Genomic DNA, 14,359 nt, shown 5'->3' on the forward strand with positions numbered 1-14,359 from the left:
ATTCATAGTACGATTAGTTATGTGTCGCCTTTTGAGTTTGAGAGACGATACTATGATAGTCTTTGTGAGTCAGACAAAGCTGCCTGACTCAAGCAATCCACTCTCCGATATAGTCGGGGCGGTTCATGTCGCAAATGCACTTCCTAAGGTTAGAGCCTTATAATTATCAGATCCTTGTAGACCACCATAAGCAGTAATATAGTTATTAATACCACGTTGGTATTGGCCTTGGAAAATAAACGGGTCAACCTCGATATCACGATCACGAAATTGACCTGTCATTACTGAGTAACGACTCATGCCTGGGCGCAGCATTTGTGCAACAGAAGCATAAGGTATTGAGTATTTTTGAATTTCACCACTAGCTTCTAAGATAGATATCTCTAACTCACCACCAAACCCTGTAGGATATAAGTCATTAATCTCAAAGCTTCCAGGAGCAACTGTTGTTTGATAAATCAGTTGACCTTGTTGGCGTATTTCTACTTTGGCATTGGTTTTGGCGTTACCACGGATCCGCGGTGCATAACCTGTCATGGTGTTGGGTAACATGCGATCATCGCTTGAAAACTCTGCACCACGATAACCAAATGAATCAAAAATCTCACCATTAGTGAAGCTATCGCCAAGTGTCAATACACCACGGTATTCAGGAAAGGCGCGTTGAGCATAAGTGCTTACGGAATTATAAGTAGATTTAGATTCTTTATCTTCAGCTTCATCCTCCCACGTCCATTGTCCGTTATGGCGGAGTTGCCAACTTGCGATATTTGCCCCAGTATTTAAAGACAAGAATGCGTTTGTTCTCTCTTCATTATTATTAGATTTATTGAAGGTCTTATAGGCACTGGCGTTGTAAGAGGCGAATGCTGCATTGATGCCACGATCCCAAACACTGGGATCAATGTAACCTCGTGCATTTTTTTGCATTGCAATTTGAGGAATCGATACATCAAATCTTAATTTTGAGGTATCAAGTTCGTAAAATGAATCGGCAACCCATTCATTAAGCTTTTGGCACTCTGTATTAGTAGACTCTGTTTTTTCTTTGATGATTTCTGCTTTTATACCATACTCAAGTAGCTGCCGCGCTGTAAAACAGGTATATGCGTTTTTATTATCTTCAGTCGCTTTAAACACCATGCGATGCTTACCAAACCAGCTGCCATTTATATAAACATCTACATTATACTCACCAGGTAAAATGGGATTACCATGCGTAAATCGATTGATATCAATTTTTTTAGCATCACCAATTAGAAAATCAGAATTAAACTCTGCTTCTGTAGCAACGTATAAATTTTCTGGCTCATCAACTTCATCTGCATTAACTAAGGTAGGAATAATAAATGTTATTACACCAAAAGCGATGTAATAACTTAGATGTCGTTTAAGATTCTTATTTTTTATAATCTTTTCACACATAGCGAAATCATTCCTATTAGCCTGTCTGTTGATGACTATCAAGGCCTTAAAACTATTACTAGTTGATAGTGCGTTCTACACGCCCACCATAATCATTAATAGTAGTAAATGTCATATCCTTGATATTTGAATTTTTCAAAGCTATTTTCTGTTCAGAGAAAGGAGCTAGCATTAGTCCTTCTGATAAAACATCAACTTTTTTACCTAAATGTTCTTGGGCTATAGTGGTTATAGTGATGTGAAAGGGCGTCGGGTTCTTAATTAATAAATTATTACCTTGGCTACTCCACTGAATCTTTTCAGGGGCTAAGGCAACATCTTCTTTGATGCCACTTGGACGATAAAAAAACTTGATGCGTGAGCGAATCGCTAGTTGTAAAAAGTTATCTGGAGCATCTCCTGCATTTTTGGTAGAGGGCTTAGGGGGTATATCTAAAACATTTAACCAAAATAACGTTTCTTGAGTTTTACTTAAGGCGTTTGCAGTCGGCAAGCTTGTGATGCGTAGGTATTGACCTTTCTCGGCTTCTACACGTGTAATAGGTGGTGTAATAATAAAAGGCGCTTTTGATTGATCCGGAGTCGCTTTTGCATCTCCTTCATCGATCCATGCTTGAACCAATGCTGGACTTTTACCAGTATTAGTAACTTGTAAAGTGATTTCGCGTGCATCAGATGGATAGACAGCACGAGTACCATGAATGATAATCTCAGCATTTGCTGCGCTGAAAGGGATTAAAAGTGCCAGTAAGCATGTTTTATAAAACGGATGCTTTAAAGTCATATACTTACCTTTATTTAGAGAGTGAATTAAAAGAGCTAGGTTGAGTAATCATCCTAGCTCCTGTCAATCTAACTAATACAAACTATTGATAAGTAATTGTATATTGCACAGAAGTAGTAACGTCACCAGAAGTTGCAGCGCCAGTAGCATAGTACTCAGCATAATAATTAAGATCAGCTGAACCATCTGCATTAGCAACAGTTACAAACTGTGAGTTTGCTTGAGGACCAGCAAGAACTTTAATAGGCAAGTTGTTATCCCCTACCAGTTGTACTTTAACGTTTGTAGCTGATCCAGCATTATTTAAAAGACCTGTAGCAAAATCAACTGTTGGGCCTGGCTCAAAGTAAGTACCAACAATATCGCCTACCTCACAATTACTTAAGCCAAGAGTAAAAGGAGTACGTCCAGCAGTTGCACCAGCACTTGCAAGTGATAGCTTTGAAACAGTTGGAAGCGTTACTGTCAAATCTTTGCCTTGTGGGGTAGTGACAACGCAAGTATTATCTGTAACTTCACCATTGATTGTGATTGTACCGTCAGCAGCGAATGCACTAGACATGCCAAGAACGATTAAAGAACTGGCTAAAAGAATATTTTTCATACTGTGTCTCCATGGACTATGGGGGGGGGTAGATACATAATACAGCATTATGTACTTACATTAATCAGCGTTATTATATACATAACATAACATCATTATATATATTACATTGTAAGCAAATAAATAGTAACTATTTGTTAACCTTCATAGTTTTAGCCAAAGATGAGCACAAATTCAAGCCGATATACTTAGATAACTTTTTTCGATTTTACAAAATTTAGTTGTAATCCTTTTACAGTATTTTCAACTTATTAAAAATACTGTAAACCGCCCTGAGATGGGTGAATAACCAATATTATAAGAGAGTACGACGATGAAATTATTAGAGAAGCTGCTGATTTTTCGTGCAGGTGGGACTTGATAATCTGCACAGATAATACTTCAGTTTATTGATAACAATTGAAGTATTTATAGCGTTGAGCTGATCGTTCAACTACCACTATTCGCCTAGTCAACCTATCACCGTTCTACACTCTTTGAATACTGTTCTGAAAAGCGTTCACTACGCAGTCAGTACGCCGAGTTCTATATCTATGAAATCAGACGCATCTGGCAGGACAATAAATACTGTGATAGCGCTCATAAAGTTTGGTAGCAAATGAAAGTGGATGCCTTACAAGTTGCGTATTGCACGATCGATTGGTTAATGAAAAATCATTGCCTGTAAAGGGTTTGGCGTTGTAAGAATAAGATAAAAACTCATAACCATGATGACCAAAGCGTGCTGGTGAATTGATTAATCATAACTTTAGGACTCATCAACCTACCCAGCTAGGGGTTACACGTTTTACCTTTATCAAAACAACTAGGTTTATACCGCATTTATTATTGTTGTGTGTGCACGCGTTATTGTGGGTTGAAAGGAATCTAATCATATGTGCACCGATATGGTGATAATAGCGCTAAATCAAGCGATAGTAGATAGGAGCAATCTCAAAGATATAATTCAATGCAGCGATAGAGGGATTCAGAGCTTATCCATCTGCTACAATTCTAGTCATGGTTAACTCTGGCGTGATTACCTCGGTCGGTATAAAAGGGAGTAATGCACTGGCTAAAATGGTCAACGGGCTTTATGAATCCGAGGTAATTAAATATCTAAAAAAACAAAGCTATGGGGTAAGCAATATTGAATTAGCCACGTTCTAATAGATGCTTAATTGAATAAAATTCGACTGCATGAGCTATTTCTAGAAATTTTTGATATCATCAAACTATTTATTATAACAGACATATGTTCATCTAGTTCTTCAATCTCATTTTGGTTACGCATTGCTTATTCTCTATTCGGTAGATCATAGGCAGTGGTATACTCTACAGGAACGTTTCTTTATCCTCTAGCATAGATATATAAACCCAAACTTATTGACCAGTGACTTTGTCACAATGTGTTGTATTTTTTGTTACAAATACAACAGCAAATATAAACTCTACAATATCCTAGAAAACCTAATCGCAAGGATGGTTACTAATATAAAAATTAGTCCGATTATCCATAATGATTGTAAAAAAAATTTTCTGTCATTCATATTCAGTTGTCCAATATTATTATCAGTATATAACCCACTATAATAATGCATATGAAATCGGTTTGGCTACTGCTGAAGGTAATTCCTCCAATAAATAAGAACACTCATAAATAGAGAGTAACTGCTAAAACACCTCAGCTATCACCCCTGCTTTAATACTCGATAAACCGTAGCCACCCCAACACCAACTGCCTTAGCGATCTCCTCTTTTGTCATACTGTTTTGACTGTCTAATTCTCTAATACGGTTGTGTTTTCCCACATTGGCTTTCTTTCCAGTAGGTTTATAGCCACTGTTTGCCAATCCCTGCTTGATACGCTCTCTACGCTTGTCGTTATCAAGCTTTGCCATCGTTGCCAATAAATCGATCAGCATATCGTTAATCACCCTGAGGATGTCGCCTGTCATCCCTTCGCTGACCGTATGTGTCGTTGGTAGGTCAGCCACCACCAATCGCAAACCTTTATCTTTAATACGCTGCTTTAGAATCGCAAAATCATCTTGAGATAATCTGCTTAATCTATCCACGCTTTCAACCAACAGAATATCGCCTTCTTCAGCGTCATTGAGTAACAGAGTGAGTGCTGGTCTATCAAGCTTAGTACCACTGAAATGCTCTACGTACTCAACATGGTTATCATCATAGCTTTGGCTAAAGCTAAGCAAGTCAGACAAGGCTCTCTTAGCGTCTTGATCCTTAGTGCTGGCTCTCACATAAATACGAACGGTCATAACACCACCTCTATTACTTAGACCTAATAATTAATGTTCATTGATAATAGTAAGATATTACTATCTTTTAATAATATAAAAAAGTCTAATGATAGATAGATTATCATTTAAAGGTTTTATGTTTTAGGTATAGGCTAATGATAGGAAAAAAGCACAGCAGGCAGTCTTATAATTCAAAAGTCTGTTATAAGTGGTTCCATTATACCAGTCTGTTTTAAGTAGTCTGTTAATAGGTTTAAGGGGCGAAATAACTGGTTCTCTTGGGGTATACTGTTTCTGCTAGAAAATCATTCTACCGGCAAGTATTTCAATCGATATGTCTAAGCTAGTTAATGATTCTAATTCAGCCTCTAGTTTATCTAAAGTAGCTTGACTAGGTTTGCCCTCTGGAAAGAAAATCGACACATTTGTCGTTTGATTGACAGGTGTATAGCCAATTGATTGCATTTCACCACGGTACTTATTTCGAATCAAGATGGTAATTTTTTCAAACATTTTTTCATCACCATAAATAGCCACTGATTCATCCGCTGAGCGTTTATTTGTTGGTAAGATTTGAATCGGAAGGCTAAAATCCTTAGCATCACTGCTGGTAAATACATAATGATGAATTTCTGCCTTTACATTGGGTTTTGTCATAATAAACAAACGATAATCTCTAACTGCTTCTTTATCATTGACGGGTTTATCAGCTTTTCTAATGCCTTTTTGGTCAGGTGTTGCAAATCCCCAGCTTGCTGCCACTAGATCGTCACCCAGTTGATCAAATAAACCTTGCAATACACCCTCGTCTTGAACCCCGACTTGCATTGCCAAAATCCTCATCGCTTGTTCCTTACTTACTTTAGAGTCTGACATAAAGGATTGCATCATGACGTCATCAATTTGATAGCGTTGGGTCACTTCCTTAGGAAAATTATCAACAATAAGATTATTTGGCTTATCAATTTTTGACCAATCAATGGCTTTCATCGTAACTGGCTTTGAATTAACTTTTGGTAATTCAACGACTTTAGGAATTGGTGGCTGTGTAGTAACAGCTTGACTGCATCCATTTAAAATTAAACTCGTCAATGCTAAAAATATTATTTTATTCACTTTTATTATCCTAATTCTCATAGTGGGTCTAATCAGCCAGCTTAAAGATGACCCCTGCCATCAATGCCGTACACTCATAATACCTATTGTTCCCATAACAGACGTTATGACAAATACTTTAAGCAATAAATAAGAAAATTTTTAATGCCTGCTGATACAAGCTTATTTAACGTAGCTTTATGCTCTTCAACAAACATAACCTATTGCCCATGATAGTTTGGATTATTTACACCAGTAGCATAACTATTGTCATCTAGTAGCGAATCCTGCTCCCCATAATTAGCCATAGAGTCAGATTGCGTTTGGTGACTACTCCTAGGCTGATTATTTTCAAGTCCTATATTTTGATCAACCGCCTCTTGATTATTTTCTTTTGCGTTGGCTACAAATGGACTCTCTTCCTCACCCAAGCCCACATCGCCACCCAAACTTTCAATCATACTTTTAAACAATTCTTTATCCGATTTTCTCGTTAAAAAATCTGGAAAATGAATCGCAAAATACTCTCGAATCATCTGCTCGCTCTCACCATCAGTTGCCAATACCTGACCTAAAAATGCCCCCATTAGAATCTTCTGCTTGTTCAAGCGTTTATCTAGCTTTACCTGCTGAACCTTAGCTTGGCGTTTTAACTCTTCTAACCGTTGACGTTCTTTTAGCTCATTAGAGTCTTGACTATCAAAAATAGACACAGGCGCTTTATTATTAAATACTGACATCAGATTTATCCTTATCAATTAAATTTTACTCAGCATAGCAAGCACCCCACTATCATTCAATCACTTGTGGTAAGCTTTAACACAATAGCATCGGACACCCTAGATGTATCATTTTAACATTTTATGGTGGCGTCCCCCTGACTAAGGGCGAAGTAACGACTCAAAATTCAATCTATCCACTTCGTTACTATTCTTAATTTGAATCCTTCTTCGTTGGGGAAACCCCAAACCCCGCAAACCACAAAAAGCGGTGGTGTGCAAAAAGCAAAAATAGCAGGTGACTCTTTATGACGATGGTACACATTGCAACAAAGGCGATTTCTCGAAAAGCAGGACAGTCGGCTGTGGCGTCGGCGGCCTATCGTGCTGGGGATGTGCTTGATGATGCCAAATATGGTAAGACCCATGACTATAGTAAAAAGTCTGGTGTGATGAGTAGCGATATTGTTTTGCCATTTTCGCTAAAGGCGCTGGGTGTGAGTGTGGATCGAGAGACGCTTTGGAATACCGCTGAAGCGGCAGAGACCCGTTCGGACAGTCGGGTGGCGCGTGAGTGGCTGATTAATTTGCCTCATGAGTTGTCTGAGGAAGAGCGCCATGCACTGGCTATCAACTTTGCCCAAAAGCTTTGCGACGATATGGATGTGATTGCTGATGTGTGTATCCATCGTCCGGTGATGAAGTTGCCATTTGATCCTAATGTACCACCAAGTTCTAAGTATTTGCGTGAGGGTGAGGAAAACCCTGATCCCCGTAATTTTCACGCGCATATTTTAGTCACTACTCGAGCGCCTACCATTGGACCAAATAAAACCTTGGCGTTTGATCCAAAGCTTAAGACCCCGTTTGAGTGGTCCAACAAAAAACGTAAGGCGCATGATCTGCCGTCATCGATGCAGGAGATTAAGCGTATTCGGGAGATGTGGGTAGATACCGCCAATAAGGTATTGGCCGAATATCATCTACCGCTGATGGATGCGCGCAGTTACAAGGATCAGGGGCTTGATCAGCAGCCCACCATTAAAATGGGAGTAGAGGCGACGGCAATGGAGCGCCGAGGCATCACGACCGAAAAAGGTAATACCAACCGCGCCATCAAAGCACGTAATAACTTGGTGGCTGAGAACCATATCAAACAGGAGGCAGACAATGAGCGACGAATTAGCGCACTTAGAAAAGGACTTGCTTGGGCAACTAAGAAAAATGCAAGACTACCTGGCAGCATTGGAGGCACAAAACAACGAGCTGACTTTGCAAAACACCTCTCTGGAAGCTCAGAATACTACATTACATACTGTACAAAACAATCTCATAGAACGGCAGTTCGAATTGACGACACAAAACGATGCATTGAAGAGGCAAAATCAGGCGTTGCTTGGGCAGCTAAACGATGCGAAAACCTACCAAAGCGATGTGATGACACAAAACAAAGAATTAATGACACAAAACAAGCAATTGAGGGAATCACTGAAGCTATCGGAAAGTCAAATATTGAAATTAACAAAGCAACTGAGCGAAGTGCAAGACCAGCCCCCAACCCCTTCGATGACGACGCACGACGAGCAAGAGCTGCTCGACTTGATCGACAAGAAGGACGCATTGATCGAGACACTCGAGCAAACCGTTTTAAAGATGAGAGAATCTTTGAGTATGCTGAACGTATGAAGCTGCACCTAGCGATGCGCTTGATACAACGTCATCGTGAGGCGATGGCCATCAACTGGGCGCAAGGAGAAACCGCGGCTGACGCCCCTGATAAATTTGATCAGCGTCAAGTGGCACTACTTAGCGAGTTTGCACAGCGCCATGGTATTGAGGACCACGATAAAGCCGTGGAATTTACCGCGCACTTACGCCAAGTGGCCAAACGTTTTGATTACACGCTGGTTGAAAACAACAAAGCCATTATCAAGCTGTTGCGTGATCCTAACGCTGAACGTGAGCAGTATCTGGCACTGATTCAGCATTTTACAGATTTCAGAGACAACATCGATCAAGAACGAGCGGCATTTAATACCAGCATCATCGACAAGCTAGGCGGTAGCGCAGGAGAGGTTGGCAGAATGACTCGAGACATCATCTCATCATTCAGCTATACCAAAGGGTTAACGCATTATATCAATCAGGATAACTACCCAGCTGAGGCAAGAGACGTTGCTAAAGAACATCTAGCAGATACCTTGGATAAAACCTGTCAGCAATTCAAGTTTGCGTTGCGTGATGTTAACTCACTACCAACAACCCAGCGTAAGACCTACTCAGAGGCTCTTAAAGCCGCTTTAGAGACGTTTACTGAGCAATATGGCAAAGAGCTGTCTGAAAGCCAACACAAGGACTTACAGGGTGGTTTAGAGTCGTACCAATATCAGGTTAATAAAACTCATTCACCTAGCCGAGGATTTAGTCCTTAATTGAATCCTCAAAAGAACCGTTACTAAGGAATAAATTGCTTAGACAAGCTACGTGGTTTAAATGATGATTTTTCACTTATCCACAAAAAAATTTATCACCCGTTTCTTTAAGGGTTTTTATTTGATCCTGTTTACTCCTGTTTACTCCTGTTTAAGAGCCTTTTTTCACCTTTAAAATCAATAGCTTACAAAGAGAAAAAAGAGTAAATGAGCCAAAAAAAGAGTAAATGAGCCAAAAAAAGAGTAAATGAGCCAAAAAAAGAGTAAATGAGCCAAAAAAAGAGTTGTTTAAAGATAGCTATTTATTTTGCTATTTTTATGATAGTTTATCTCATGTGGAATTATAATAAACGTAGAAATAGTGAAATATAAAATGGAAAATAATTTAGTCGTACAGTCAAATGATTTAGTTCTTGCTACTTATACGATGACAACAAAAGAAAAAGAGCTTTTACTAACTTGTATTAGTCAAATTGATAGTAGACCTGATGCGCCAAATATCAGTAAACAAACCAAATTTACTATTACTGCTGATGAGATAAAAAGGCTTTTTTATAGTGTTAGCAACGCAAAAAATATCTATCGTGATATTGAGCAAGCTAGTAACCGCTTGTTTGAAAGGGAAGTGATCATCGCACTGCCAGACAATGAAGTATTGCGTACACGCTTTGTTAGTAGTCTTCTATTTAGCCCAAATACAGGGAAGATTACGCTAACTTTTGCAGAGGATATATTGCCGTATCTGACACAATTAAAAGCAAATTTTACTAAATATAAGTTGTTAGAGATCAATGAGCTCTCAAGTATCCACTCAATACGCCTATATGAATTAATAGTGTGTTGGATTGGACAGTATCAATACAGTAAAGCATATGAACTTGAAGATTTTAAATATGTTATGGGTATAAAAGGCAAGTACAAGCAATTTAGTGAACTTCGAAAGTATGTGATCGATAAAGCCTTAGAAGAGATTAATGAAAGTACAAATTATAAGGTTAGTGTGGAATATAAAAAAAAGAGTAGAGGCAAAGGTTACGAGGGCCTAACGCTCAAATTCCATCGGAAAACATTAGACAAGCTAACCAGTGCAGACGGCACCCTGTCACAAGCTACCATACAGTCTATCGTTGATAACGTGCAGTTTATGAATGACTATAACAACCATCCAAGCCTAAGTTATGACGGCAAAATGCAGACTGACGCATTTAAGCGCGAAATGATTAATATCATACAACGAGAGCCTGAAAGTTTTAACAAGCCCAATAAAGGTTTAGAGAGCTATTTACCAAAGATTAAACACTAATGTTTTTTCAAATATCCGTTAAAGTCAAAAGAACCACCGTTTTTTCTTCTTAGCCGTCGCGACGATTGAATTGTCTTTTTTTTCTTGCTCTTGTTCAAGTGGCGGCTCATCGCTTATTTCAGCTTGCTTAAACTCTAACAGTCTCACTTGTGCGAAATCTTGGATACTGGCGTTGGCTTTATCCAGTGTTTTGTTCAATTGTCCTATCTGCTGCTGATAATTTTCAATTAACTTTTTTTGATCGTTTACCTGTTGGCTGAGATGTTCATTCTTGAGCTTTTCAAGCGCTAATTGGTGTTCAATGTCCGTATTGTACTGAACACTTTGACTGTTCAGAGGTGTACTTTGGACAGTGTTCACTGAACGTTCAGTACGTTTTTTAGAAATTGGCTCACCAAACACCCGCAACATTTCTGAAACGTCTATTTTTTTATCTGCTGTTCTGGAAAGCTCACCATCATTGACTTTCTGATAGATCGTCGTTCTTGATACACCCCATTCTTTTGCGGCTTTTGTCACGGATATGTTCATTGTTCACCTAGTGTTCAAGTACGTTTTTAGAGACTGTACAGTACAACTGTCCAGAACGTTCAGTGAACAACTATCGCACTAAACTAGTTACGAGGCAAACCATGAATAATTTGATATAAAAATGAGAGTTTTAAATGAGTAGCATCCATTTTATCGAATAAATATAGGGTATTATTAATGCTTGAAAACAGTGTTTTGGGTATCAAAAAAAGTAGGTTTTATTAAAAAAGTTATTCTAAGTATGGCGTTATCTGTCTTTGCTCTATCATCTCATGCAGTGGTTACGGTCACTGATAATCCATTTTATAGCGATGTGGAAGTAGATTATCCGTTGTTTGTTAAAGGTGCTGGTGGTTCGCAATGCAAAGGCTTGCCTCGTGTTTGTACGAAAATGGTCAGCTGTGAACAAGCCAAACTAGCACTTAAATGCGGAAACACTAATCTAGACCGTGACAAGGACGGTGTGCCATGCGAATCAATATGTCCAGGTGGTTAATTGCGGTAGCGTCTATCGTGATTATAGAGTGCAGCTCAGGTAATAAAGACTGTAGTTAATAAGCAGACATGGAGTAAAATTACATGACTCCTTATTTTTTTACGGTGCCTGAGGGTGATATTGGGTGTGCCTCGAATCCTGCTTTTGGTCGTGAAGTGTACTTTCATCCTAAAGGTTACACCGATGAATCTTATATTGGTACACCGCTTAATAAGGCGGCGGTAGATGGCTTAAAGCTAAGTCATTTGACGCCAAATGTGACTTATAGTGTCAAAGAAGGGGTTGTTCTTAATGAAACTGTACAAATTGGGATGATCTCCAACTAATCATACTCAATGGTAACTGTTGCCGTTGATTTAACGGTTCCACCAGTAACCCCAGTTTCTGTCTGATAGTAACGTGCAACTAATGGGATATTATATTCAACATTCGCACTTGCTGCTAACGATCCTAACGCAACTTTTTCATTCTTAGCAATAATATTGTTAGAACCTTGATATTGTGAGACTAATTGAGTACCCACTCCCTTTGCTCGTGTAGATTGAGGGGCACTATTTGCAAGAACATCAGTAGTGTTGGCCGCAGCATCATAGTCAAAAGTTAAGCCTATTTTTTCAGGTACGGTTAGATTTGCACCACCATTACATTTAATGTTGAGATCAAAAGCTTGTTCACCCTGTGTTGATCCCACTCCTGTAAATCCACTTTTATTTACTGTTGGCAACTCAACTGTCTTGTTTTTATTGCCTGTTACTTCACATGACGAAGAGGTGATGGTAATCGCATCACCAATTATACTACTTCTTAAAAGAGGCTTGCTTTCACTCCCTCTTACGTTATAGCTACTATATAACCCCTGTTGGAGCTTGCCATTTCCTGTGGCTGCCGCTGTTTTAATGATTTCAACAACGAAAAATCCTTCCCCCAGGTTATAGTTCTGATTACGATCTAGTTGTCTACTATAAGGGTAATAGCCAGAGAAGTTTGCACCCCCTATCACTTCTCGATATAGACGAATGCCGATACCTGAAATATTCGTTTTATATACGTTAGGTCCAGCACCAGGTGCTAATCCAGTATTATTGATAATAACCGCATCTACCCATCCTCGCGTCCCATTGTCACAGCTAACAGCTGATGGAGTGGAAGGAATTGGGAAGGTTGATTTAACCAAAACCTTTCCAACTGGGTCACTAGGCAGTACCGTCACTGCACCCACTGCCATGCTGATATCTACTGTTGTAAAATTCCTATTTACTGTACAGACAGCATAGGCTTCTGAACTTAGGGCACAGCTTATGAGCACCAAAACACTACTTAACACTTTATAGTTCATGACATACGCCTTCTAACATGATCATATTTTTATCATCATCAGATGCTTGAGTGGTGGCATCATACTGAATATTGCATTGTTCACTCTGCTCTTCACCCCATTTTACAGTTACTGTATCTGCCAAGGTTTTGGTACGTAAATACGCTAAGCTACCTTGAGCAACCATACCAACATATTCACCTTTAGAGTCGAAGATTTCAGCTGCAAAGGGCAGTGTCTCGCCTTTTGAATTCAGGCTACGAATATAGATGGCTTTCCCTGATTTGGTTATAAAGTCAACTTTTGAAATTGACCCAGCATAAGGGGCGATACGCTGACTGGTGCCCTCTAGTTCAACATCAAGAGACATACCTTCTGGATTTAGCGTAATGTCATTTAAGCGATAAGGAGTGACATAAGGTACAACGGCATAGCCTGACTCATTGATAGTCAAACCAGGCGTATTATTCACTTTAGCGCCTGTCGCTTCAGGTGCATAAACTAAGACCATAGTTTGACCTTGATCTGGACCAAATAGGACACCGTCGGAGTGTGCAACAATATTTCCTCGAGCCGATAATGCTGCTTGTTCATAATGATCTGAAATACCGTATGATCCACCTAAAGTCGCAAAGTTCGTACGATATTGAGCATTCGTACTTAGACTTGGATTTTCTCCGTATTCAGTGGCTAACGAGGCACCATAATTAAAGCGATCTCCTACAACCCCGTTCACCCCAACAGTAGTACTATCTTGTGTGGTAAATGAGTTGAAGTTTGCAGGACTACCTTTGATTGAGAGGGGTAATGATAATGTTAGTAGATATTCAGTATCATCATCTTTTCTACCTGTTACATCATTCTCTACAACGCGCTTAATGGCCGATAGACCATAGTTTACGCCACGATAATTATTACTATAACCAACTTGGTATTCTTTAGTAGCTTCTACGTTGTTCCAATAGTCTGACCATGAGCCAGTGGCGTAGACATTACCCCAGTCATTAGGTAAACCTTGGTTTAGCGTGATTTGAAACTCGCTACGTTGTTTACCGGCGTAGGCAGAGGTGATACCTCTGTTATCTAGATCTTTAGCCAATAAGGCATCACGTAATTTATAAAAATTTTCAGTTGAATAACGATAAGCAGCGAGTGTTAAATTGGTATTTGTTGGATCAATTCGCTTGCTATAACTAATACGATAGCTTTGTCCTGACTCTTTATCACGACGATCAAAATCAGTTTCAGAATGAGAGATATCTAACGCAACAGCGCCTATGGGTGTTGAACCGCCCCGGAATTGTCGGAGACTCAATTTTCTGAGAGAATACGACAATGAAAACACGAAACTATACCCCTGAAATGAAAGAGCGCGCCGTCCGTATGCTAATTGAAGCTAAAGACGATTACCC

General features: G+C 39.3%; 11 protein-coding genes and 2 pseudogenes. 4 read left to right on the forward strand and 9 right to left on the reverse strand.

Annotation, left to right across the window (positions count from 1 at the left end; genetic code table 11):
* Window positions 1–126: 126 nt before the first annotated feature.
* The 6 genes and pseudogenes from JMX83_RS13790 to JMX83_RS13815 all read right to left on the reverse strand — a co-directional run.
* A pseudogene (locus JMX83_RS13790) lies at window positions 127–1,425 on the reverse strand (fimbria/pilus outer membrane usher protein); the annotation flags it as partial.
* Window positions 1,426–1,483: 58 nt separating this feature from the next.
* Complete coding sequence (locus JMX83_RS13795; protein ID WP_201602902.1) at window positions 1,484–2,209, reverse strand: fimbrial biogenesis chaperone; 726 nt, start codon at window positions 2,207–2,209, stop codon at window positions 1,484–1,486.
* 82 nt (window positions 2,210–2,291) lie between these two features.
* Complete coding sequence (locus tag JMX83_RS13800; RefSeq protein WP_201602905.1) at window positions 2,292–2,813, reverse strand: fimbrial protein; 522 nt, start codon at window positions 2,811–2,813, stop codon at window positions 2,292–2,294.
* Between the two features lie 1,670 nt (window positions 2,814–4,483).
* A complete protein-coding gene (locus tag JMX83_RS13805; RefSeq protein ID WP_201602908.1) occupies window positions 4,484–5,074 on the reverse strand; it encodes a recombinase family protein in 591 nt (196 codons plus the stop codon).
* A gap of 279 nt (window positions 5,075–5,353) precedes the next feature.
* Entirely contained in the window at window positions 5,354–6,172 is an 819-nt protein-coding gene (locus JMX83_RS13810) for a hypothetical protein (RefSeq protein WP_201602911.1), read from the reverse strand.
* Window positions 6,173–6,372: 200 nt separating this feature from the next.
* Complete coding sequence (locus tag JMX83_RS13815) at window positions 6,373–6,891, reverse strand: hypothetical protein (RefSeq protein ID WP_201602914.1); 519 nt, start codon at window positions 6,889–6,891, stop codon at window positions 6,373–6,375.
* Window positions 6,892–7,178: 287 nt separating this feature from the next.
* Between JMX83_RS13815 and JMX83_RS13820 the strand changes: the two genes are divergently transcribed.
* Both JMX83_RS13820 and JMX83_RS13825 read left to right on the forward strand, forming a co-directional pair.
* A complete protein-coding gene (locus tag JMX83_RS13820) occupies window positions 7,179–9,302 on the forward strand; it encodes a MobA/MobL family protein (RefSeq protein WP_201602917.1) in 2,124 nt (707 codons plus the stop codon).
* A 373-nt stretch (window positions 9,303–9,675) separates the two neighbouring features.
* Window positions 9,676–10,605 carry a replication initiation protein gene (locus tag JMX83_RS13825; protein WP_201602920.1) on the forward strand — a complete coding sequence of 310 codons (930 nt, stop codon included), beginning with the start codon at window positions 9,676–9,678 and terminating at the stop codon, window positions 10,603–10,605.
* A 24-nt stretch (window positions 10,606–10,629) separates the two neighbouring features.
* On the opposite strand, the gene JMX83_RS13830 is transcribed toward JMX83_RS13825, so the two are convergent.
* A complete protein-coding gene (locus JMX83_RS13830; RefSeq protein WP_201602922.1) occupies window positions 10,630–11,136 on the reverse strand; it encodes a plasmid replication DNA-binding protein in 507 nt (168 codons plus the stop codon).
* A gap of 241 nt (window positions 11,137–11,377) precedes the next feature.
* On the opposite strand from JMX83_RS13830, the gene JMX83_RS13835 reads away from it, so the two are divergent.
* Window positions 11,378–11,632, forward strand: a complete 255-nt coding sequence (locus JMX83_RS13835) for an excalibur calcium-binding domain-containing protein (RefSeq protein ID WP_201602925.1) — start codon at window positions 11,378–11,380, stop codon at window positions 11,630–11,632.
* 83 nt (window positions 11,633–11,715) lie between these two features.
* A complete protein-coding gene (locus tag JMX83_RS13840) occupies window positions 11,716–11,958 on the forward strand; it encodes a hypothetical protein (protein WP_201602928.1) in 243 nt (80 codons plus the stop codon).
* Here the strand turns inward: JMX83_RS13840 and JMX83_RS13845 are convergent.
* A complete protein-coding gene (locus tag JMX83_RS13845) occupies window positions 11,955–12,968 on the reverse strand; it encodes a fimbrial protein (protein WP_201602930.1) in 1,014 nt (337 codons plus the stop codon). The genes JMX83_RS13840 and JMX83_RS13845 overlap by 4 nt on opposite strands.
* Window positions 12,958–14,235 (reverse strand): annotated as a pseudogene (locus JMX83_RS13850) (fimbria/pilus outer membrane usher protein); the annotation flags it as partial. The pseudogene JMX83_RS13850 and the gene JMX83_RS13845, both read right to left, overlap by 11 nt.
* Between the last annotated feature and the right edge of the window lie 124 nt (window positions 14,236–14,359).

Source organism: Psychrobacter piscatorii (assembly GCF_904846415.1).
Lineage (GTDB): Bacteria > Pseudomonadota > Gammaproteobacteria > Pseudomonadales > Moraxellaceae > Psychrobacter > Psychrobacter piscatorii.

What these genes read in the sequence shown, in the direction of transcription:
- JMX83_RS13795 (WP_201602902.1), bottom strand. Translation starts at nt 2,209, where the DNA reads ATGACTTTAAAGCATCCGTTTTATAAAACATGCTTACTGGCACTTTTA.
- JMX83_RS13800 (WP_201602905.1), bottom strand. Translation starts at nt 2,813, where the DNA reads ATGAAAAATATTCTTTTAGCCAGTTCTTTAATCGTTCTTGGCATGTCT.
- JMX83_RS13805 (WP_201602908.1), bottom strand. Translation starts at nt 5,074, where the DNA reads ATGACCGTTCGTATTTATGTGAGAGCCAGCACTAAGGATCAAGACGCT.
- JMX83_RS13815 (WP_201602914.1), bottom strand. Translation starts at nt 6,891, where the DNA reads ATGTCAGTATTTAATAATAAAGCGCCTGTGTCTATTTTTGATAGTCAA.
- JMX83_RS13820 (WP_201602917.1), top strand. Translation starts at nt 7,179, where the DNA reads ATGACGATGGTACACATTGCAACAAAGGCGATTTCTCGAAAAGCAGGA.
- JMX83_RS13825 (WP_201602920.1), top strand. Translation starts at nt 9,676, where the DNA reads ATGGAAAATAATTTAGTCGTACAGTCAAATGATTTAGTTCTTGCTACT.
- JMX83_RS13830 (WP_201602922.1), bottom strand. Translation starts at nt 11,136, where the DNA reads ATGAACATATCCGTGACAAAAGCCGCAAAAGAATGGGGTGTATCAAGA.
- JMX83_RS13835 (WP_201602925.1), top strand. Translation starts at nt 11,378, where the DNA reads ATGGCGTTATCTGTCTTTGCTCTATCATCTCATGCAGTGGTTACGGTC.
- JMX83_RS13840 (WP_201602928.1), top strand. Translation starts at nt 11,716, where the DNA reads ATGACTCCTTATTTTTTTACGGTGCCTGAGGGTGATATTGGGTGTGCC.
- JMX83_RS13845 (WP_201602930.1), bottom strand. Translation starts at nt 12,968, where the DNA reads ATGAACTATAAAGTGTTAAGTAGTGTTTTGGTGCTCATAAGCTGTGCC.